We start from the raw sequence: 22,131 nt of genomic DNA on the forward strand, positions 1-22,131 counted from the left end.
AGGGTTTGGTAAAAAAGCAATGCTTTGGGGTGCTTTGGCACAAAGTATTCCTGATATTGATTTTGTTGCTTCCTTCTGGATGGGCACTGCCGATGATCTGCTGGCACATCGTGGTTTTACACATTCGCTTTTGTTTGCAGTACTGATTGTACCCATTATGGCACTGATTGCGGAAAGAGTTCACCGTCCGCATGATATCTCGTATAAAAAGTGGACGCTATTTTTTTTGGTGGAAGTATTGATGCATCTTTTTCTTGATGCCTTTAATAATTACGGTATTGGCTGGCTGGTTCCCTTTAACGATCACCGGTTTTCATTTAATACATTGTATGTTGCTGATATTTTCTTTTCTATATGGCCGGGCATTGCATTTGTTGCACTGCTGATCCTGAATCGTTTTCATCCGCTTCGTACATTATGGTGGAGGATCGGCATTTTTATTCCCTTTCTGTATCTCACTTATTGCAGCTACAACAAATTCAGTATTGATCGGGAAGTAAAACAAATAATGGTGGCACAGAACATTCCGCATCAACGTTACTTCACCACACCAACACCACTCAACAACTGGCTTTGGTATGTGGTGGCTGGTAACGATAGTGGCTACTATATTGGCTATCGTTCCATTTTTGACAAAAAACCGGGAATGGATTTTAATTTCTTTCCACGTAATGACTCTTTGTTACACCCGGTTGATCAATTTGAAGATCTGCAAAAACTCGTGCGCTTTTCACAACAATTCTACACGTTAGAAAGATGGGGCGACACCTTGGTATTTAATGATCTTCGTTTCGGACAAATTTTGGGCTGGCATAATCCGAAAGAACGATTCGTGTTTCATTATTTCCTGCAATACCCCAACGAAAATAAATTAGTGGTGCAGCGTGGGCGATTCACCGGTTGGAACAAAGAAGAAATAAAGATCCTGCTCAGGCGAATGAGGGGCGATTAATCCCGTTGTTTAAAATAAAAAGTAAAGAGGAAAAAGATAAGCCTGATGATTTCGTAGCAAAGCCGTTGCCATATTCGTTTGATGAATGTGTTGTGGCGCTCAAATTCTTTTTCCGTTATCCGGATGCAATCTTTTTGCATGATCTTTTCCAATGTTAGTTCCACATCTTCAGCAAAACGGTTATTTTGAATATCAATATTCAACTCTATACTGGCATAGGCACTGATGTTATTTACATTATAAGAACCAACGGTTACAAATTTACCATCGTAAGTACTTAGCTTACCATGCAATACATTCGGCTGATATTCGTACAGTTCAATTCCATTTTTAAACATCCAGCGGTAGAGATAGCGCTCAGCATGTTTCACCATCGATATATCGCTGATGCCTGCTGCAATCACTTTAATTTTTATTCCACGCTTTGCAGCCTGCGTCATATTGCGACGAAATGCACGGCCCGGCAAAAAATAACTCGACATGATGCTGATATACGAGTTTGCCTTTCTGAACATTTCAAGATAAGTGCGGCTGATCTGGTTCTTACGACGTACCCAATCATTACGCCGCACTCTTACCAAACATTCTTCTCCATGTAAGTGAAATGATGCTTCTGATTTTAGAAGTTGATTTTTCTTTTTACCCCAGCCCGATTTGTTCCATACTTCCACACAAAGATTGTAGAGCTCGGCACTAACCTCGCCATGACTGTATAATGCCCAATCGAGCCAGGCTGGTTGATCGGGCATATCATTGTATCGGTTTGAAATATTTACACCGCCCACCAGACTATGCACTGCATCCACCACTACAATTTTATGATGCATTCTCCTGCCAAAATAAAAATACCGGCTTCTGAAAACCGGTTCAAACCAACGGAACTGTACACCACCTGCTTTTAACTGCGCAATAAACTCATCCGGCAAATGTTGCGATGCATATCCATCGAGCAACAGGTATACGTTCACGCCTCTTTGTGCAGCCTTCATTAAGGCCGCCGCTACTTCAGTACCGGTTTCATCATCTTCAAAAATATAGATCTGTAAATGAACGCTGTGTTCTGCTTCTTCCAATAAACGGTAAAGGATCGAAAAGAAATCACGCCCGCCTCTCACCAGTTGTACCTGGTTGTGCGTGCTGTATGCAGATGAAACGGGAAATTGTTTGCCTGGCGACATGCATGGCAAATTACTATTTATCTTTTTTCAAACCTTCCTGTTTTTTCAGCAATGGAGATACGGTACATCACACGCTTCAACCGGTTGCTGTCGTCAAGCTCTGTTTCCACTTCATGTTGTTCGCCATCAATTGTGGCACTGGTCATCATGGGGAACACTCGGTTCTTTAGAATAACAAGGGCATTTTCTGCATCATTGCCTGTTAACTCTTCAAACTTTCCACGCACAATCACGCTCTGCCAGTTCGCCATGTTCGTCATGGCATCCACTTCAAAACAAACATTGGGATTGCTGCGCAGCAAACTCAACTTCATCCCTTCATTTGTTTGTCCGTAAATATAATTGCCATCAAATGCATACGTAACAGGAACAAGATACGGTTGCATTGAATCTGTGCAGGCAAGCCGCCCTACAACCTGGCTGGCAAGCAGGTTATTCATTTGTTGTTCGTTGAGTTGTCCAAGCATGGCAAATCGTTAAAAGATGAAATGATCATTTAAAGTTACTGTTGCCTGAAGGTGAGCTTACTGATGAACATCAATTGCATTGTTGACTGTTCTCATAGCAATCGCTGATATAAAAAACTAGCTTTGGTTACATGAACAACTTTGAGTCACATATTTACGGAAGTAAACCGGTGGTTGTTGATTTTTTTGCAGAATGGTGTGGACCATGCAAATTAATGACGCCGGTGCTGCAGCAGGTAAAAGAAGCTGCGGGCGACCGTGTGACGGTTCTGAAAATGGATATCGATAAGAATCCGGGTTTTACTCATCGCTACAGTGTGCAGGCAGTTCCTACGCTTATCATCTTTAAAGATGGCCAGCCAATCTGGAGGAAAAGCGGTGTGGTTCCTGCCCATGAAATTCTGGAGCACCTGAATACGGTGATGAGCTGAATGACTTTCGAACCAAGTTGTGTGTGCCGGGCCTTGTGCCCGGCTTTTTTTGCACTAATTATTTATTACCTTGATCGTTCATGGAATTATCATTTGATATCTGGAAGATACTTGCAGGCGTTGCCATCTTTCTGCTGGGGATGAATATGCTGGAAGAAGCATTGCAGCAACTGGCGGGCCGGCCGTTTAAATTATTTCTGCGAAAACACACCCAGCATAAATTAAAAGCAATTGGTGCAGGTGCTGTTGTTACTGCATTGCTGCAAAGCAGCAGTATTGTAAACCTGATGCTGCTTGCATTTGTAGGAAGCGGCATTATACAAATGCAGAACGGGTTGGCCATGATGTTAGGAAGTAATATCGGCACCACATTTACCAGTTGGATTGTTGCAACAGTTGGTTTTGAATTTAACATCGAAAGTTTTGCGTTACCTGTAACAGGTATTGCGGGTATTTTTATGATCCTTCTGAACAAACACAGCAAATGGTTTCAACTGAGTAAATTCTTTTTTGGCTTCAGCTTTTTGTTTGTGGGATTAAATTTTATGAAGACGGCTGTTGAAGCCATGGTGCAACAAACCGATCTCAGCCGCTTTAATGAATACTCGGTGTTACTGTTTTTATTGATCGGTATTTTGATCACCGCCCTTATACAGGCAAGCTCGGCCACTATTGCGTTGGTACTTGCTGCATTGCACGCCAATGCCATTGGCCTGGAACCGGCAATGGCGATTGTACTTGGTGCAGAAGTTGGCACAACCATTAAACTCTTATTGGCTTCTGCAAAAGGTATTCCTGCAAAAAAGCAGGTGGCGTTGGGCAACTTTTTAATGAACACGATCATTTCCCTGCTGCTTGTATTTTTTCTCGGCCCGTTTTCGTTTTTTATCAACGAAACACTTGGCGTAAAAAGTCATGTACTGGCACTGGTAGTTTTTCAAACCCTTGTGAACATCATCAGCATTGTCCTCTTCTACCCATTCCTGAATCCGTTCGGGAAATTTTTAGCAGCAAGGTTTACAAAAAACAATGATGAAACCCTGTTCATTCACAAAATAAAACCTGCAGAAACAGAGCTGGCATTGCAGGCCATGCAAAAAGAAACGGATCATTTTCTGCAACTCATCATTGCTTACTGCAAACATATTTTTGAACTGAAGCCTGAACAAAAGAACGGCAACGAATTTTATAAGAAAACACCGGAAGAAAAATACGAGTTCATTAAACACCTGCACGGCGATATACTTGCATTTTATGTAAGAATGCAATCGAATCATATGCAACATGAAGAAACTGCCAGGTTTCAACTGCTCATCTCGTCGGTGCGTAACGGAATGTATGCGGCCAAAAGTCTGAAAGACGCCTGGCATGATGCCCTCATTCTCAAAAACTCATCGAACGATAAAAAATTTGCCTATTATGAGGAAAGCCGCAACCGCACTGCTCATTTCATTTCAACCATCGGCCATGTGTTTACAGAAAAAGAGCCGGCACCAGCAAATGCGGATGCATTAATAAAACTCTATCATGAAATTATCAAAGGTTATACCGATGAACTGAGTCATTTGTATAAACAGGGCACTATCGATCACCTGAGTGAAACAGAGATTTCCACCATTATCAACTACAACCGTGAATTATATACTGCTTACAAATCGTTAATCCTTGCTGTAAAAGACCTGCTGCTTCCTGAAAAAGAAGCAGCAGCCTTTGAAGAGTTACCCGGCTTCATCCGGTAAAAGTGAGCAGCATCAAAATATGTGCTGACAAACATCATCGTTCTTCCTGAACTGTTGAAATACATTTGATGTGCCGTTAATGCGTTTGCCATGCTTGGTTCATTAAGTACATCTGACATTGAAGACCTGCTTTACCAGTGCAATCTTGGCCGCATTGGTTGCAGCCACCACGGAAAAATTTATGTGGTGCCGGTGAATTATATCTATGATGGCAGGTCTGTAATCGCACATTCGGTTGAGGGGTTGAAGATCCGCATCATGCGGAACAACCCTTCTGTTTGTTTTGAAGTGGATGAAGTGCAGAACAACAAAAACTGGAAGAGCGTAATAGCACAAGGCGTTTACCAGGAAATAATTGGTGAGCGTGAACGCTATGATGCCATGAAATTATTTGTAGACAAAATGCTCAAACTAAAAGTGAGCACAACTGCACACCCGCCTGAATTACAACCCGAACGTTTACACAGCACACATGGAAGTGTTAAGCCGGTGATCTATCGCATTCTGCTGACTGAAAAATCCGGTCGTTACGAAAAAGAATAACCCACTCTCATTATCAACCATGATGAACATCATTGTAATGGCTTTGTGGAAACAGTACCTTAGAAACGTTAGATCAATATTGTTCACCTATAAATTTTTCACATGAACACTTTAGCTAAAATCGCTATTGCAGCCGGAGCAGGTTTAGTTGCCGGAGGCGTATTGGGAATTTTGTTTGCACCTGACAAAGGTGAAAACACCCGCAAAAAAATTGCTGACAGTGGAAAAAAACTCACAGACACTGTAAAAGAAAAAATGGGTACCCTGAAAGTTAACATCAAGGGCAAAACTGAAGCTGTGAAAGAAGGAATGGAAGAATTTGCATAACCCCGAAACAGCGGAGCATGGAAGATACATTTGCCAAAGCAGAAGACCTGGCCGAACATGTAAAAGAGTACATCAATAACCGCATGGATGCGGTGAAGTTGAATACTGCCGAAAAAAGTTCAAAACTTGCAGCAACAGTGATTGCGTCTGTTGTAGTAGCAATGTTCTTTATCACTTTTATGTTTTTCGCCAGTACTGCTTTGGCATTTGTTTTTTCAAGACTCACCGGTGAACTATGGTTGGGATTTTTAATTGTTGGAGGCATTTACCTGCTGCTCGGTATACTCGTTTGGCTGTTGAGAGACCGTATTCTTCAACTGCCTATCATGAATGCGTTGCTGCAACAACTATTTTCTGATGATGAAGACGATGAAGATGAATAAGATCAGATCCATAAAACAACTAAAAGCCCGGCAAAAAAAACTGGAGCAACGAAAAACAGAATTAGAAAAAGCTATTCGTTACGATTGGCTTGATGTGAAAGACAGCATAAAACCAAAAAACGTGGCAGGCCAGGTGTTTGCACACATCTTTACCAAAGAACAACAGAATGGAGATTCTTCTTTAGCCAATACATTATCTCAACTGGCCGCAGTACTTACAAAAATTGGCGTGGAAAAAGCAGAAGAAAAAGTGGCAGAATGGATGGCACATAAAAAAAAGTAGCACAAAAATTGTGGTTTACTTCAAAACAAATAGTTCGTTGGTGATCTGCATTTGGTAGAAAATGATCAGGATCTGTTTTCCTGCATGGATCATTTTTTTATGTTGGTTGTTAACTCCACAGAATGTTTTATAACAGATCATTTCTATCAACAGTAAATTAATAAGTGCTGTCATTGATGTTAAAACAAACAAATGCAACTATTTTTTTACTGACAACTCTCAGCGCTGCGTTTGACGCAGGTTCTTGAAATCCGCTACTCAGAAAACTATCTTTAAACAAGTTAAAATTATTCACTCATCATAAAACAAGGAGGTGTATATGTCAACAAGAGCGCTTTCAAAACCCGGCATGCTGCCAACAGTATTTGATGAATTCTTCAAACCCTGGAACGAATGGTTTGATAATGGAGGTGCGTTTTCAGGCCGCACAATGACAATGCCTGCAGTTAATATTGTTGAAAATAAAGAAGACTACAAAGTGTCTTTAGCTGTACCAGGCATGAAAAAAGAAGACTTCAACATTGATGTAGAAGGTAACATGCTAACCATTAGCTGCGAAAAAGAAGCAAACAAAGAAGAAAAGGAATTACAATATACAAGAAGAGAGTATAGCTATTCTTCTTTCAGTCGCAGTTTTACTTTACCAGAAGAGGTAAACAAAGAAAAAATTGAAGCAAAGTATGAAGAAGGTGTGTTGAAACTTATGCTTCCAAAAAGAGAGGAAGCAAAAAGGCTGGCAGCGGGCAAACATATCGCTGTGAAATAGTCTCACCGATGGTGGGATTGTAACCCGGGCCCTGTCGCAATAGATTTGTGGCAGGGCTTTTTTTGCAGATGAGCATCATCAGTTTATTTTCTGATATTGGTCAGAAAGCAGCAAACAGCCCCGTTTTAATTTGCAGCCTGTTATGAACACGTCTGTAAAGCCAACGGTGAAATGCTATCATTGTGGTGATGAATGCATCAACGAAACAATTCAACTCGCCGACAAAAACTTTTGTTGCCAGGGTTGCAAAACCGTGTACCAGGTGCTCAACCAGAGTGATCTCTGCGATTACTACGAACTGAATCAAAACCCCGGCACCAGCCAACGCATTACTGTTCGCAAAGACAAATTCTCTTTTTTAGATGATGAGAAGATCGAGCAGCAGCTCATCTCCTTTCGCAATACTGAGCAAACGCATGTAACCTTTTATTTACCGCAGATCCATTGCAGTTCCTGTTTATGGCTATTGGAAAATCTGCACCGGTTGAATGATTCTGTTATTTCTTCCCGTGTAAATTTCACCAGGAAAGAAGTAGCCATTGTGTTTGATCACCGCAGCACATCTTTACGCAGCGTTGCAGAATTACTCACCAGCATTGGTTACGAGCCCTACATCAGCCTGCAAAACCTGCAACAGGCGAAACCAAGAATTCAACGCAGCCTCATCTATCAACTGGGTGTGGCCGGTTTTTGTTTTGCCAACATCATGCTCATGAGTTTTCCTGAATACCTGGGATTGGAGGAAGCAGAGAAGAGCATGCAATCACTGTTCAGGTATTTCAATCTCATTTTAGCGATCCCGGTTTTTCTTTACAGCTCTCTCCCCTTCTATCAAAGTGCATGGGGAAGTTTAAAACACAAATACCTCAACATTGATGCGCCTATTGCCTTAGCAATCATCATGACCTTTGGCAGAAGTTTATATGAAGTGTTGAGCAACACTGGTGGTGGTTATTTCGATTCAATGAGCGGTATTGTTTTCTTTATGCTCGTAGGTCGTGTACTGCAGGAAAAAACCTACCAGCAATTATCGTTCGAACGTGATTATACTTCTTACTTCCCGATTGCTGTTACTGTTTTAAAAGATAAAAAAGAAATCCCCACAGCTTTGCCCGATATTAAAGCAGGTGATACCATTCTCCTCCACAATGAAGAATTAATTCCCGTTGATGGTTTACTCACCAAAGGCAAAGCATTTATTGATTACAGTTTTGTTACCGGCGAATCGTTGCCTGTATTAAAAGAAATGGGTGAATTGTTATATGCAGGTGGTAAACAAACCGGCAGCAATATTGAATTGCTGGTGATGAAAGAAGTATCGCAGAGTTATCTTACCCGTTTATGGAACAACGGAGAAAAAACAAAACCGGAGAAGACCTCTTTTGTTGATGGGCTCAGCCGTTATTTCACCTGGATCGTTTTTGCATTGGCTGCCGCAGGTGCTTTGTACTGGAGTTTTTATGATGGGGTCAAAGCATGGAATGTGGTGACTACTATTTTAATTGTTGCCTGCCCTTGTGCATTATTACTCAGCAACAGTTTTACCAACGGAAATGTGTTACGCATCCTCAGCAAAAACAAACTTTACCTTCGCAATGCTCAAACCATTGAAGAAATGGCAAAGGCAACACATTTGGTGTTTGATAAAACAGGCACACTCACCACAACAGAAGAACAAGAAATTTCTTATACCGGCGAACCGTTCAGTGATGAAATTGCAGGAAGCGTGGCAGCAGTTGCTGCACAAAGCACACACCCGTTGAGTAAATTATTGGCAAAAGAATTACGTACTAGCGAAACCTATGAAGTAAGACAGTTTAGCGAAACAACCGGCAGAGGTATCAGTGGTATCGTAAATCACCGCATCATTACACTTGGTTCAGCAGAATTTGTAACAGGCGAAGAAGTAACGGTGTTCAATGGAAGTTCCGTGTATGTTTCTGTTGATGGAATATTGCTTGGCCATTTCAGCATCCGTAATCATTACAGGCCTTTTATCTTTCAACAGATCAGTGAACTAAGGAAACAATACCGTATCTCTATTCTCTCAGGCGATAATGAAAGCGAACGCCTGAACCTGCAGCAAGAGCTGGGCATGGATGTGAAATTATTCTTCAACCAACATCCACACGACAAGCTCAATTACATCAAAGAACTGCAACAGAAAGGCCAGAAAGTAATTATGATCGGCGATGGACTGAACGATGCCGGCGCATTGAAACAAAGCGATGCAGGTATTGCCGTTACCGAAAGTACCAACAACTTTACTCCTGCCAGTGACGGTATTCTTGAAGCCGACCGTTTGAACCGTCTTTCATCTTACCTCAAGTTTTCCAAAGCCAACAAACAGGTGGTGCTCGCCAGCTTTGTACTATCGATCGTTTATAATATCATCGGGCTGACGTTTGCATTGCAGGGAATTTTATCCCCCCTTGTTGCAGCTATCCTCATGCCTTCAAGTTCCATCAGTATTATCCTCCTCACGTTTGGTGCTTCTTCACTATATGCCCGCTTTCTGAGGCTGAACTAGAAAAAAACTGATTACGATCATAGCCGATTTGATCAATGTCAACCATTTGTCTGATCATAGTCAGTCCTTGTCCCCTGCACTAAAAATAGTTTTACACCCGAAATAAGAACATATGAGCGTCATTATTTTATTACTCATTGCCAGCATATCGGTAGCCGCCCTTTTTCTCTGTGCTTTTTTGTGGAGCGTTAAAACGGGTCAGTACGATGATGAAACATCACCCCCCATGCGCATTTTATTCGACAACAACGTACCGGCAAAAACTGAATCCAGGCCAACGCAAACAACGAACAACTCAAAACCATAGATAAACTGAAATTATGCAACTAGAAAAATTTTACTACGACAACAAGATCGTAAAATACTTTGCCAATGCAACAGCCATTTGGGGACTGGTAGGTATGCTTGTTGGTTTATGGGCAGCTATCCAGATCTATTATCCTGCAGCATCGCTTGATTATGCAGGTACTACGTTTGGCCGCCTTCGCCCCATTCATACCAATGCTGTCATCTTTGCCTTTGTTGGTAACTGTATGTTTACAGGTATCTATTATTCGCTCCAACGCTTGTGTAAAGCAAGAATGTTCAGCGATAAATTAAGCTGGATCCATTTCTGGGGATGGCAATCGATCATTGTTGCTGCCGCCATTACATTATTCCTCGGTTTTACAACCGGTAAGGAATATGCAGAACTTGAATGGCCGATTGATATTATGATCACATTGGTTTGGGTTGTGTTTGGTATAAACATGTTCGGCACTATTTTCAAAAGAAGAGAAAGTCATTTATACGTAGCCATCTGGTTCTACATCGCTACCTGGATCACTGTTGCCATGCTGCACATTGTGAACTCATTTGAAATTCCGGTTTCATTGTTCAAAAGTTACAGCTGGTATGCAGGTGTGCAGGATGCCTTGGTACAATGGTGGTATGGCCACAATGCCGTTGCTTTCTTTTTAACAACTCCCATACTTGGTTTGATGTATTACTTCTTACCAAAAGCTGCTAACAGACCTGTTTACTCATATCGTTTATCCATCATCCACTTCTGGGCGCTCATATTTATTTATATATGGGCAGGCCCTCACCATTTGCTGTATACCGCCCTGCCAGACTGGGCACAATCACTTGGCGTTGTTTTCAGCGTGATGTTGATTGCTCCAAGTTGGGGCGGTATGCTCAATGGTTTGTTTACACTGCGTGGCGCATGGGATAAAGTGCGAGAAGAACCCGTGTTGAAGTTCTTTGTGGTAGCTGTTACCTGTTATGGTATGGCTACGTTTGAAGGACCAATGCTGAGTTTAAAAAGTGTAAACGCTATTGCGCACTTTACTGACTGGATCGTTGGACACGTACACATTGGTGGTTTAGGCTGGAATGGGTTTATGGCTTTTGGTATGCTCTACTGGCTTGTACCAAAAATGTGGGGCACCAATATTTATTCAAAGAAACTGGCGAACAACCACTTCTGGTTAGGAACAATTGGTATTGTTATTTACGCAGTGCCTTTATACTGGGCAGGTTTCGCGCAGGCAGAAATGTGGAAGACGTTTACTGAATCAGGTCAGTTGAAATTCCAGTTTTTAGAAACGGTTACCAACATCATCCCCATGTACATTACACGTAGTGTAGGTGGAACGCTCTATCTCATTGGTGCGTTCATGATGGTGTACAATTTATATAAAACAGCGAAGCAAGGTACATTCATTGCCAATGAGGAAGCAGAAGCTGCTCCATTGGCAAAACCTGAATCGCATGTAAAAGAACATTGGCATCGTTGGATCGAAAGAAGACCGGCAACTTTATTAGTCTTCAGTTTGATCGTGGTAGCTATTGGTGGTATACTTGAAATTGTACCAACCTTCCTCATCAAATCAAACGTTCCAACTATTACGAGTGTAAAACCTTACACCGCATTAGAATTACAAGGTCGTGATATTTATATACGTGAAGGTTGTTATACCTGTCACTCACAAATGATCCGTCCGTTCCGTGATGAAGTAGCCCGTTATGGCGAATACTCCAAAGCAGGTGAATTTGTGTATGATCATCCTTTCCAGTGGGGAAGTAAACGCACAGGACCGGATCTTGCCCGTGTTGGTGGAAAATATCCTGACAGCTGGCATTACAATCACATGATGGAGCCATCATTAATGTCGCCCGGTTCTATTATGCCACGTTATGGCTGGTTGCTCGATGATAATCTTGATACAGCTTCAACACCTGCCAAAATAAGAGCCATGCAAACACTGGGTGTGCCTTATTCAAAAGGTTATGATCAGCAGGCGAACAAAGACCTCATGACACAGGCCAACAGCATACGCATCAGTTTAAAAATGGATAAGATTGAAACGCCTGCAAACAAAGAGATCATTGCATTGATCGCTTATTTACAACGGTTAGGTAAAGACATTAAAGCTGAGAAGAAAACAGAAACAGCATCAGCTGATTAATTCAAACACGTAAAGACAGTAATATGAAATTTATCAACTACCTCGAAAAGATCAGCAACGTAAGTTTTTACGGTTTGACTTCCTTTCTCATCTTCTTCATTTTCTTCTGCGCCGTGTTCATTTATGTGCTGCGTGCCAGCAAAAAAGAAATGAATGAACGCAGCCGTATTCCATTAGACTAATAAAATAAACTTAAAGCCATGTTCACATACAGATCAAATTATCTGAAACCATTTTTACGGAAGCTGTTGCTTATGCTGCCGCTGTTAACAGCAGGCGGCGTGGTTACTGCTCAAACAACATCCGGTGCTCCTGCTCCCTCTATTTGGGACAACCCACTTGCACTTACTATGCTGGCTATCATCTTTGTTTTACTACTGGTGATCGCATTATTGGCAAATGTGGTGTTGGGAACGGCCCGTCTTCATTTCGATAAACAAAGGAAAAAAAATAATGCTGCACAAACCATAACAGCTATTGCGTTATTTCTTTTACCAATGATGGCATCAGCACAGGAAACTGCAGAAGCTGCTGCACCTGAAGGTCCAACTTCTATTGGCGGTTTATCAGCTACCACATTCTGGTTACTTTCCACAGTTATTGCAATAGAGTTCCTGGTAATTATTGTGATGGGATTATTTGTAAAAAGTTTTCTTGCAAAAGAAAAAGTGACACTTGCTGTTGTTGAAGAAACAGCTGCTGCAAAACCTTCTTCTTTTAAAGTATGGTGGGATAAGCTCAATAGCTTTAAACCAATGGAACAGGAAGCTGATATTGATCTAGGTCATGATTATGATGGCATCCGTGAGCTTGATAACCGAATGCCACCGTGGTGGATCTATGGTTTTTATTTAACCATTATTGTTGCAGGAATTTACATCTGGCGTTATCATATTGCTGAAACAGCTCCGCTCAGCAAACAGGAATTTGAAATTGCCATGAAACATGCTGAAGAAGAGAAAGCAGCTTACCTCGCAAAAGCAGCGAATAATATTGATGAGAACACGGTTACACTCATCACCGACAAAGCAGCTATTGATGCAGGTAAAAATAATTTCATTCAAATGTGTGCTGCGTGTCATGGTAAAGCCGGCGAAGGCATTGTTGGACCAAACTTAACTGATGATTACTGGCTGAATGGTGGCAGCATAAAAGATATTTTCAAAACTATTAAATACGGCCGTCCTGAAAAAGGAATGAAGAGCTGGCAGGATGATTATTCGCCTGTGCAAATTGCACAACTGGCAAGTTTTATCAAATCATTACACGGCACTAATCCACCAAACGCAAAAGACAAACAAGGCGATCTGTACAAAGAAAACGCTGCTCCTGCACAGGATTCAGCAACTGCAAAAAAAGACGTAGTCAGCAACTGAGGAATACATAAATGAATACAGACGGTAACATACAGACACAATCAAACAAAGAATCGTTCCGTGACACGCTTGCAACAATAGATGCACAGGGAAAACGGAAATGGATCTTTGCGCAAAAACCAAAGGGGAAATTCTATAACATACGTACTTATGTAAGTTTCTTTTTCTTCCTGCTGTTTGTAGCACTTCCGTTTATTCAAATGAACGGACGGCCATTGTTCCTGTTCAATATTCCGCAGGCGAAATTTATTCTGTTTGGAAAAGTCTTCTGGCCACAGGATTTTTTCATCTTCGGAATTATCATGATCACATTCATTGTGTTCATTGTATTGTTTACTTCTGCTTTCGGTCGTTTGTTCTGTGGCTGGATCTGTCCGCAAACCATCTTTATGGAAATGCTCTTCCGTAAACTGGAATATGCAATTGAAGGCAGTGCTGCCAAACAAAAGTTAATGGCTGCCGGTCCGTGGACAACCGAAAAGATCGTTCGCAAAACAAGTAAACATGTTGTATTCTATTTGCTGGCGTTCATTATTGCAAATTTATTCCTGGCTTACATCATAGGTGTGCAGGAATTATGGGCCATGATGAAACATCCTGCTGCTAATGTTGGCACCATTGCAGCACTCATGGTTTTTTCATTTGTGTTTTATGCAGTGTATGCATTTTTTCGTGAACAGGCTTGCACGGTTGTTTGCCCTTACGGACGATTACAAGGTGTATTGCTTGATAAAAACTCAATGGTGGTGGCGTATGATTATAAGCGTGGGGAAGAACGGAAAAAGTTCGATAAAAAGGAAGAACGTACAGCAGGTGATTGTATCGATTGTTTTCAATGTGTTAAGGTTTGCCCTACAGGTATTGACATTCGCAACGGTACACAAATGGAATGTGTGGGTTGCACGGCCTGTATTGACGCCTGCGATCATATGATGGAAAGTGTAGGTTTTAAAAAAGGGTTGATACGCTATGCAAGTGAGAACGGCATAGCCAATCATGAAAAGCTGCATTACACACGTCGTATGAAAATGTACACAGGCTTGCTGGCTGTATTGCTCATTTTGCTCACAACATTACTGTTGTCACAAAAAGATGTGAAAGCAACTGTAATGCGTACGCCGGGTTTATTGTACCAGGAAAAAGGGAAAGACAGTGTTTCGAACCTGTACAACATTAAAGTGGTGAATAAAACCATGAATGATATTCCGCTTACCGTGAAACTAGAAGATGGTGATGGCAATGTGCAAGTGGTAGGTAAGAATATCAATGTGCAAAAAGAAGGACAAGGTTCAGGATCTTTTTTTATCACTATTCCGAAAACACGTATTCAGCAACGGAAAACGGTTCTAAAAATTGGACTCTACCAGGGAGATAAACGAATTGATATTGTAAAAACAAGTTTCCTCGGGCCACTTTATTCAAACAACTAAAATAATGACAATGACACTGAATTGGGGACATAAGATAACGCTGGCATTCTCTGCATTTGTTGTGTTCATGTTTGTAATGGTTTACAAAAGCATGAAAACTGATTTCCAGTTGGTGACCAAAGAATATTATAAAGATGAGCTGGCTTATCAGCAGGTGATCGACGGCACAAACCGTGCAAATAAGTTGAGCGGCAGTGTAGTGGTAACACAGGCGAATAATGAACTTATTATTCAACTGCCAACAGAGATGAGGGGGAAGGCAATCAGTGGCAACATCTGGCTCTATTGCTCTTCTGATGACAAGAAAGATCGCAGACTTGAACTGGCGGTTGATGAAAATGGTAAGCAGGTGATCAACAGTAAAAACATGTTGCCTGCAAACTATTTATTAAAAGTTACATGGAAAGCAGACGAGTTGAGTTATTACAATGAACAACACATCGAATTAAAATGATAACAGAAGCAATTACAGGTGGTTTGATCCTGGGTGCATTCAGCAGCCTGCACTGCATTGGCATGTGCGGACCGCTGGCATTAGCACTGCCTGTACAGCATTTACCTTTATGGCAGCAACGTATTGCAGCACTCATGTATAATGCAGGCCGCATTATTACCTATGCATTGTTCGGTTTGCTGTTTGGCATTGCGGGACGTGGTTTGTATATGGCAGGCTTCCAGCAATGGTTATCCATCATCAGTGGTGCTGTTATTCTTGTGTTCATCATTAATTACTATTTGTTGAAAAAAGCCTGGCAACCAAAATGGACGTTGAAGTTGCATGGAGCTGTACAACAACTCATGATCAAAACGCTGCGTACCGATCGTAAGGAAGCATACCTGTTGCTCGGCATGGTCAATGGATTGCTGCCCTGCGGCATGGTGTATGTGGCACTTGCAGCAGCATTAAATTTTCGTGAAGTGCAGCAGAGTGTATTGTTCATGAGTGCCTTTGGTGCCGGTACTATTCCGTTAATGTTATTGTTAAGCATAGCAGGGAGCAGTTTTTCTTTCACGATACGTGGACGTATTAAAAAAGTTGTTCCTTATTTAATGACCGTGATGGCCGTATTGTTAATACTGCGTGGAATGAACCTTGGGATCCCGTTCATAAGCCCGGTAATGGCTGGCGAACCGGCTGCCGCAATACCTTGTCACTAATGCCAAACCGTATGATTAGTATCAGCAGGGCTATTGATAGCAGTTATTTACAAGGGCAGCGGCAAAAATTAGCTTTGCTAAACAGTGTAACTCTATTGTTCACTTTGAAATACAATGATCACAATCGTTATGACGCATAATAAAAAATTTACCCAGTTCCGGCACGAGAGTGATACGTGGAAACGGTACCTGCAATTTATACAGCAGGAAAATAATCATTTAAAGACCCGTCTTTCGCAGGTGCTTCAACATGATACGGATGAACAGTTCCTGGAACGTGCAGAATATTTCCAGAGCAAGTTCATTGCCGAAGATGACACTGTGAATATGCTGCGCCAGGATATTCATGAGCTGGATAACATGCTCTCAAAAGAGATGCCTGAAGATGCAAACACCATCAAAGAATTACAGAAGAGATTAAAGAAAATGCATAAGGATATGGAAATAGTCGAACGTCAGTTCAATAAACTGAAATCAGATTTCAATCTTTACCTTACTGAAAGTTTATAGCAGGCAACAAAAAACAAAACAGCATCTGCTGCATTATGCAAACAGATGCTGTTTCTTTTTATACCAAGCCTGAATCTTAATTGATCAGGTTTTCTAATTTCTTCTCGTTAAGGATCACAATATTTCCTTCTTTGATCTCGATTAATTTTTCTGAACGGAAATCGCCTAATGTGCGAATGAGTGATTCTGTTGCTGTACCAGCAATACTTGCCAGGTTCTCACGGCTGATATTAATAGAGAAATGCCCTTCGCCGGTTTGATATTTTTTCTGCAGACTGATCAATGCATCGGCTACTTTTTTGCGTAATGAATTATATGCAAGTCCTAATAAATGATCTTCTTTTTCAGCCACATTCCTTGCCAGCAATTGAATAAATTTTTCCGACACCTGGCTGTTGCTGTGCATCAGTTCATCAAAATCTGCTTTTGGAATAATAGCCAGTTCGCTGTCTTCCATTGCTTCAGCGGTTTCCTTATAAGAACCACCTTCCAGCAGTGCTACATAACCTAAAAAATCGCCTTCATTATACAACCCTACTACCAGCTCCTTTCCATCATCATTTGTCTTAAACGTTTTTACTTTCCCTTTTACAATGTAAAACAAACGTGCAGCCCGATTGCCTTCATTGTAAACAGTCTGCTTCTTTTTGTATTTATTGATGTCCCTGTCGGCTGTAAGTGATTCAAGCGCATCCTTTGACCCGGTTGCTGCCAGCAGTTTATTTACGCCATCAAGACCTGAAGTATATTCTTCTTTCAGCAAATCAGCTTTTTTCAACCTTCCTTCAATTGCATTGAGCAATTCTGTTCCGCTGAATGGTTTGGTAATATAATCATCTGCACCAAGTTCCATACCCCGGCGCAGATCGCTACGTTCTGTCTTGGCCGTTAGGAAAATAAAAGGAATATTTTTTACCGTTTCGTTCTTGTGCAAAGTGTGTAACACACCATACCCATCCAAAACAGGCATCATAATGTCGCAAACGATCAGGTCGGGTTGTTCAGCTAATGCTGTTTCAATACCCAGTTTACCGTTGGCAGCAGTTACAACTTTGTAGTTGGCCAGCTCCAGTATCTCGGCGGTATTCTCCCGTATATCATCATTATCTTCTATTAGCAGAATTTTTTTCATCTGATCACTTTTATTAAAGGTTAAACTTGATGTGGTATGAAGTTAGTGTTGTTTTTGAAAGGTAACGGTAAATTCGGTTCCGTTATCGGTGTCGCTTTTGCAGGAAATATGCCCGTTCATTAACTCAGCGTATTTCGACACAATATGCAAACCTAAACCGGTTCCTTGTATATTAATAGCATTGGCTGCCCTGAAAAACCGTTCAAACAAATGCTCCTGGTCTTCTTTTGAAATGCCGATACCGCTGTCTTTTATCCTGAACTCAATTTCCTTTTCAGACACACTTGTATTCAGTTCAATTACTGAATTTTCCGGAGAGAACTTGATGGCATTCGATAATAAATTCAAACTGATATGTTTAAACATACCGGGATCAAGTTCTACTTGAGTATCACCTGCATGTTTGTAAGCGATCTGCTGGCCTTTCTTACAAACGTTCTGCATTTCAGCTATGGTTTCAGTTGTGTTCTTCTCAATATCAAATAAACTGAAACGTGCCTGTATTTTTCCCTCTTCTATCTTTCCAACATTCAGGAAATCGTTCAGGATGTCGGTAAGCAGGTTTACCGATGAAATAATACGTTGAATATGTTTTTCTCTTTTCGGCTGCTCATCTGTAGTGGTATATTTCTGCAGAAGGTAAACCGATGATAATACCGTACTAAGCGGTGTGCGGAATTCATGTGATGCTACCGATACAAACCTCGATTTCAATTCACCCAACTCTTTCTCTTTGCTGAGTGCCGCCATTAACTCCCTGTCCTTCTCCTCTGTTTCCTGTATCTGCTCATTCAGTTTTTCTACTGTATCTCTTAAAGTAACGGTGCGGTCTTCTACTTTTTTCTCCAGCTCTTCATTTAGCTTCACCAAGGCTTGCTCTGCCTGTTTCCTTAGTGTAATATCATTCACAAACGCAACCACAAATTTATTTTCATCTACATGGTAGTTGCCAAGGCTGATCTCCACCGGAAACTCTGAACCATCTTTTTTAATAGCAAACAGATCCAGCCCAATGCCCATTGGCCTGCTTTTAGGATCGTGCATATAACCATCCCTGTGCTTTTCATGACGGTGATGAAAGCGGGTCGGTATGAATAATTCAATCTTTTTCCCTGTTACATCATCTTCATGGGCATAACCAAACTGATGCAGCGCAAATTTATTAACAGTAACAATCTCTGCAGAAGAATTGACAACAATGATCCCAATACTGGCGTGATCAAAAAGCGTTTGAAATAGTTTAGAATCTGCGTTAGGCTGCATGAGTTATAAGAAAATATGTATGCCTCTTATGGCCAATCTGTAAGTATTTGTTGCTGTAGTTGTAAAGTTACGATTTATGCCTGTGCAAAATAAGGGATATTCCTGTTTTCTTTCTAACAGGAGATGAGTAATTTAGGAGAAAATCATCAACTTGTTGCAACGTATTATCAAAGATCCGGGCTTTTGGTTCCTTTTACTAATGAATGGGTATCTTATCTATTACTACCAGCAGCAGCCCGGAGAGTTTAATACCATTATCTGGATCTATTGGCTGCAAAGCGTGCTGATAGGGCTTTTCAATTTCTTTGAACTTCTGTCAGTGAACAATCCCGACAGCACAAGCTTGTCACTGAACAGCCAACCGGTTACCAAAGGCAGCATGGGTTGTGCCGCCTGGTTTTTTCTGCTTCATTATGGCTTTTTTCATTTTGTGTATGCAATTTTTCTCCTGGTTGATAAAAGCAGTGGAGTAAATGGCAAACTCATGTTGATCACCGCCGGTATTTTTGTTACTGAAAGCACTATGCAGTTGATCCGCAAAAGAAACAGCTTGCAAACTGAGAAGGCAAACGTGGGCAAGATGTTTTTTACTCCTTACCTGCGCATTGTTCCAATGCATCTGATGATATTGGTTCCATCGTTTCTTGGTATCACTGCCAGTGTTTTATTTCTTGTGTTGAAAACCATTGCTGATGCAGGAATGTACCTGCTCACCACACAAAAAGACTTTTCACTGATAAAATCATTGAGCCGATAACGTAAACTTGCAAAAAAGAAGAGAAAGTATGTCAACCGAAATAAAATGCCCCAATTGTGGTCACGAATTTGAACCAACCGACAGCATCCGTGAAGAAGTGCAGAAAGAACTGCGTGCAAAAATGAGCGAATGGCAGAAACAGCAACAGCAAAAATTTGATGCACAGTTGCTGGAAGAGAAAAGAAGAACACAAAAAGAAACCGAAGAATCGTTACGCAAAAACATAGTGGCTGATTTTGAGAATAAACTGCGTTTACTGGAAGAGAATAATAAAGACAACCAGGAAAAACTAAAACAAGCCCGTGAAAAAGAAATTGAATTCCTGAAAAAAGAACAGGCCTTGCTTTCCAAAGAACAGGAACTTGATCTGCAATTGCAAAAAATGTTGCTGGAAGAACGTAACAAGCTGGCTGATATTATACGCAAAGAAGAAGCAGAAAAAATTTCGCTGCGTGAAACAGAATATCAACTTAAAAACAGAGAACTGGAAGAAAAATTAGAAGCACAGAAACGACTCGTGGACGAAATGAAGCGAAAATCGGAACAAGGCTCTATGCAATTGCAAGGAGAGGCGCAGGAGCTGGAGCTGGAAGATTTGCTACGTCAATCATTTCCTTACGATTCTATTGAAGAAGTGGGCAAAGGTGTAAAGGGTGCCGATTGTATGTTGTTGGTACGCAATAAATTCGGGCAGGAATGTGGTAAGATCATTTTTGAAAGTAAACGAACTAAAGATTTTTCGGAGCAATGGATCGAAAAATTAAAAGCTGACATGCGCAGCCAAGCGGCCGATATTGCTGTCATTGTTACACAGGCCATGCCGAAAGGGTTAGACCGTTTTGGTGAAAAAGACGGTGTGTGGGTGTGCAGCTTTGCTGAAGTAAAAGCGTTGACACATGTATTGAGAGATAGTATTGTACGTATTGCTCAAGCCACAACCGGACAGGAAAACAAAGGCGAAAAAATGCACATGCTGTATGATTACCTCACAGGAAATGAATTTGCCGAGCAATGGAAAGCTATTCGTGAAGGTTTTATGAGTATGAAAATTTCTATTCAAAAAGAACGTGATGCAATGGAAAAATTATGGAAACAACGTGAAAAGCAACTGGAGAAAGTATTATTGAATGCCGCACATATCCGTGGATCAGTAGAAGGCATTGCCGGTACCGACGTAAACATTGCATTGCTTGAAGATTCACCTGATCTATTAACTGACGAATAATTATGCCGCAGGATTCCGTACCAATCATATTACACTATAAAGATTCAGCTTTCACCGTTTATTCGCTGGAAGAATACAATCAATTGCCCGACTCCTTAAAAGGTAGTTATGAACAGCAATACTATGTTGATTCGATTTATAACGCCTTACAATATGTTAATGCACCCAAAGTTGGTACAGAAGAAGACAATTCAGGAGAATCAGGGTTTTCAATTGTGATGATCGTTGTGTTTGGCATTATTGCATTTAATATTTATCGTTTAATCCGTCAGCTGATCAAAGAACAAAACGATCCGGCCAATGCAGCTTCGTTTGAAACCGATGAAGGAAATGAACCGGAGCCTGCCGTACGCTATCTTATTTACAAAGGAGAGGAATTAAAATTCAGTGATGATGAAGTACATATTGTATGCAAAAAATATAATCCATACTATCAAAAACTGAATGCTGATAAACAGCCGGTTTTTGTTGAGCGTGTACAGGAATTTATTCACAGCAAAGATTTTTATATCTGCTCACCAAAAGGATACAAAGAAATGCCGATCCTTATTTCAGCATCAGCAGTGCAGATCACCTTTGGGTTAAAAGATTTCCTGCTTCCGCATTTCTCAAACATTATTATTCACCCTGAAGAATATTTCGCATACGATCCCTTTCGCATACTGGTTGGTAATGTACAGGGACATTCAATTTCGCTTTCATGGAAACATTTCTTACAGGATTACCAGAACCCCACCGACGGGAAAAATGTCGGTCTGCATGAAATGGCGCATGCTTTACAGGTGCAGTACTTATTCCGTAATCCAAAACGCAGCAATACATTCAAAGAAGATTTTGAACATTACGATCGTATTGATGATGACGTATTGAATGCAGAAAAAACTAATAACAAGCGAATGTTTGATGAAAATGCATTGCGGAATAAGAACGAATTCTGGGCAACATCTGTTGAGCTTTTCTTTGAAAAACCAGTTGAATTAAAAACACAATACCCGGATTTGTATGAAAGTTTACGGATTGTGCTTAACCAGGATACTGCCGCTATGTGAGCTTTATTTTTGCTTTAACATAATTTTCAAATACTGTTCGTCATTGTTACTGCATCTTTGCAACTTTATTTAACGACATAAACCTTATCAATGAATTTCGAACAGCGCCTGCTTTGTTCCCTCTCTTCACGTTTACAGATCCCTGTCTGTAAAATGAGTTTCAGACATCAACATGTGAT

24 protein-coding genes are annotated in these 22,131 nt (G+C 41.0%); 20 read left to right on the forward strand and 4 right to left on the reverse strand.

The annotated features are described in order from the left end of the window. On the forward strand, positions 1-952 hold a 952-nt coding region (locus tag VK159_RS00005), incomplete at its 5' end, for a metal-dependent hydrolase (protein WP_324228101.1). Here VK159_RS00005 and VK159_RS00010 read toward each other — a convergent pair. After that, on the reverse strand, positions 949-2,130 hold the full coding sequence (locus VK159_RS00010; RefSeq protein ID WP_324228102.1) for a phospholipase D-like domain-containing protein: 1,182 nt from the start codon (positions 2,128-2,130) through the stop codon (positions 949-951). The genes VK159_RS00005 and VK159_RS00010 overlap by 4 nt on opposite strands. 17 nt (positions 2,131-2,147) lie before the next feature. Further along, on the reverse strand, positions 2,148-2,597 hold the full coding sequence (locus tag VK159_RS00015) for a pyridoxamine 5'-phosphate oxidase family protein (RefSeq protein ID WP_324228103.1): 450 nt from the start codon (positions 2,595-2,597) through the stop codon (positions 2,148-2,150). 131 nt (positions 2,598-2,728) lie between these two features. On the opposite strand from VK159_RS00015, the gene trxA reads away from it, so the two are divergent. From trxA to VK159_RS00095, 16 genes are all read left to right on the forward strand, one after another. Beyond that, positions 2,729-3,028, forward strand: coding sequence for a thioredoxin (gene trxA / locus VK159_RS00020; protein WP_324228104.1), 300 nt, complete (start codon positions 2,729-2,731; stop codon positions 3,026-3,028). Between the two features lie 80 nt (positions 3,029-3,108). After that, on the forward strand, positions 3,109-4,767 hold the full coding sequence (locus tag VK159_RS00025) for a Na/Pi symporter (RefSeq protein WP_324228105.1): 1,659 nt from the start codon (positions 3,109-3,111) through the stop codon (positions 4,765-4,767). A gap of 90 nt (positions 4,768-4,857) precedes the next feature. Further along, the gene (locus tag VK159_RS00030; RefSeq protein WP_324228106.1) at positions 4,858-5,310 is read left to right on the forward strand and encodes a pyridoxamine 5'-phosphate oxidase family protein; all 453 of its coding nucleotides are present in this window, start codon (positions 4,858-4,860) and stop codon (positions 5,308-5,310) included. Positions 5,311-5,412: 102 nt separating this feature from the next. Further along, positions 5,413-5,637: a YtxH domain-containing protein gene (locus tag VK159_RS00035; RefSeq protein WP_324228107.1), complete on the forward strand. Its 225-nt coding sequence runs from the start codon at positions 5,413-5,415 to the stop codon at positions 5,635-5,637. 17 nt (positions 5,638-5,654) lie between these two features. Next, a complete protein-coding gene (locus VK159_RS00040) occupies positions 5,655-6,020 on the forward strand; it encodes a phage holin family protein (RefSeq protein ID WP_324228108.1) in 366 nt (121 codons plus the stop codon). After that, positions 6,013-6,303 carry a hypothetical protein gene (locus VK159_RS00045; protein ID WP_324228109.1) on the forward strand — a complete coding sequence of 97 codons (291 nt, stop codon included), beginning with the start codon at positions 6,013-6,015 and terminating at the stop codon, positions 6,301-6,303. The genes VK159_RS00040 and VK159_RS00045 overlap by 8 nt, the downstream gene beginning before the upstream one ends. Positions 6,304-6,622: 319 nt before the next feature. Beyond that, positions 6,623-7,069, forward strand: coding sequence for an Hsp20/alpha crystallin family protein (locus VK159_RS00050; protein ID WP_324228110.1), 447 nt, complete (start codon positions 6,623-6,625; stop codon positions 7,067-7,069). 142 nt (positions 7,070-7,211) lie between these two features. Then, positions 7,212-9,599 (forward strand): heavy metal translocating P-type ATPase, encoded by a 2,388-nt coding sequence (locus tag VK159_RS00055; RefSeq protein ID WP_324228111.1) that lies wholly within the window; start codon positions 7,212-7,214, stop codon positions 9,597-9,599. Positions 9,600-9,711: 112 nt separating this feature from the next. After that, complete coding sequence (gene ccoS, locus VK159_RS00060; protein WP_324228112.1) at positions 9,712-9,906, forward strand: cbb3-type cytochrome oxidase assembly protein CcoS; 195 nt, start codon at positions 9,712-9,714, stop codon at positions 9,904-9,906. 13 nt (positions 9,907-9,919) lie between these two features. Beyond that, the gene (ccoN, locus tag VK159_RS00065) at positions 9,920-12,052 is read left to right on the forward strand and encodes a cytochrome-c oxidase, cbb3-type subunit I (protein WP_324228113.1); all 2,133 of its coding nucleotides are present in this window, start codon (positions 9,920-9,922) and stop codon (positions 12,050-12,052) included. Positions 12,053-12,075: 23 nt separating this feature from the next. Next, positions 12,076-12,234 (forward strand): CcoQ/FixQ family Cbb3-type cytochrome c oxidase assembly chaperone, encoded by a 159-nt coding sequence (locus VK159_RS00070; protein WP_324228114.1) that lies wholly within the window; start codon positions 12,076-12,078, stop codon positions 12,232-12,234. Between the two features lie 18 nt (positions 12,235-12,252). Further along, positions 12,253-13,428 carry a cbb3-type cytochrome c oxidase N-terminal domain-containing protein gene (locus tag VK159_RS00075; RefSeq protein ID WP_324228115.1) on the forward strand — a complete coding sequence of 392 codons (1,176 nt, stop codon included), beginning with the start codon at positions 12,253-12,255 and terminating at the stop codon, positions 13,426-13,428. Between the two features lie 11 nt (positions 13,429-13,439). Further along, complete coding sequence (gene ccoG / locus VK159_RS00080) at positions 13,440-14,858, forward strand: cytochrome c oxidase accessory protein CcoG (RefSeq protein WP_324228116.1); 1,419 nt, start codon at positions 13,440-13,442, stop codon at positions 14,856-14,858. A 10-nt stretch (positions 14,859-14,868) separates the two neighbouring features. Beyond that, on the forward strand, positions 14,869-15,312 hold the full coding sequence (locus VK159_RS00085) for a FixH family protein (RefSeq protein WP_324228117.1): 444 nt from the start codon (positions 14,869-14,871) through the stop codon (positions 15,310-15,312). Beyond that, positions 15,309-16,016: a sulfite exporter TauE/SafE family protein gene (locus VK159_RS00090; protein WP_324228118.1), complete on the forward strand. Its 708-nt coding sequence runs from the start codon at positions 15,309-15,311 to the stop codon at positions 16,014-16,016. The genes VK159_RS00085 and VK159_RS00090 overlap by 4 nt, the downstream gene beginning before the upstream one ends. Before the next feature lie 114 nt (positions 16,017-16,130). After that, on the forward strand, positions 16,131-16,526 hold the full coding sequence (locus VK159_RS00095; protein ID WP_324228119.1) for a hypothetical protein: 396 nt from the start codon (positions 16,131-16,133) through the stop codon (positions 16,524-16,526). A 76-nt stretch (positions 16,527-16,602) separates the two neighbouring features. Here VK159_RS00095 and VK159_RS00100 read toward each other — a convergent pair whose 3' ends face one another. Together VK159_RS00100 and VK159_RS00105 are read right to left on the reverse strand one after the other, a co-directional pair. After that, entirely contained in the window at positions 16,603-17,658 is a 1,056-nt protein-coding gene (locus tag VK159_RS00100; RefSeq protein WP_182804699.1) for a response regulator, read from the reverse strand. Positions 17,659-17,700: 42 nt separating this feature from the next. Continuing rightward, positions 17,701-18,921, reverse strand: coding sequence for a PAS domain-containing sensor histidine kinase (locus tag VK159_RS00105; protein WP_324228120.1), 1,221 nt, complete (start codon positions 18,919-18,921; stop codon positions 17,701-17,703). Positions 18,922-19,075: 154 nt separating this feature from the next. Here VK159_RS00105 and VK159_RS00110 point away from each other — a divergent pair, with 154 nt between their 5' ends. From VK159_RS00110 to VK159_RS00120, 3 genes are read left to right on the forward strand one after another with little or no spacing between them, the layout of a single operon-like run. Continuing rightward, on the forward strand, positions 19,076-19,678 hold the full coding sequence (locus tag VK159_RS00110) for a DUF6498-containing protein (RefSeq protein ID WP_324228121.1): 603 nt from the start codon (positions 19,076-19,078) through the stop codon (positions 19,676-19,678). 28 nt (positions 19,679-19,706) lie between these two features. Then, positions 19,707-20,903, forward strand: coding sequence for a DUF2130 domain-containing protein (locus VK159_RS00115; RefSeq protein WP_324228122.1), 1,197 nt, complete (start codon positions 19,707-19,709; stop codon positions 20,901-20,903). A 2-nt stretch (positions 20,904-20,905) separates the two neighbouring features. Next, positions 20,906-21,952, forward strand: coding sequence for a zinc-dependent peptidase (locus VK159_RS00120; protein WP_324228123.1), 1,047 nt, complete (start codon positions 20,906-20,908; stop codon positions 21,950-21,952). The last annotated feature ends 179 nt before the right edge of the window (positions 21,953-22,131 follow it).

Source organism: Lacibacter sp. (genome assembly GCF_035299325.1).
In the GTDB taxonomy this organism is placed as follows: Bacteria; Bacteroidota; Bacteroidia; order Chitinophagales; family Chitinophagaceae; genus Lacibacter.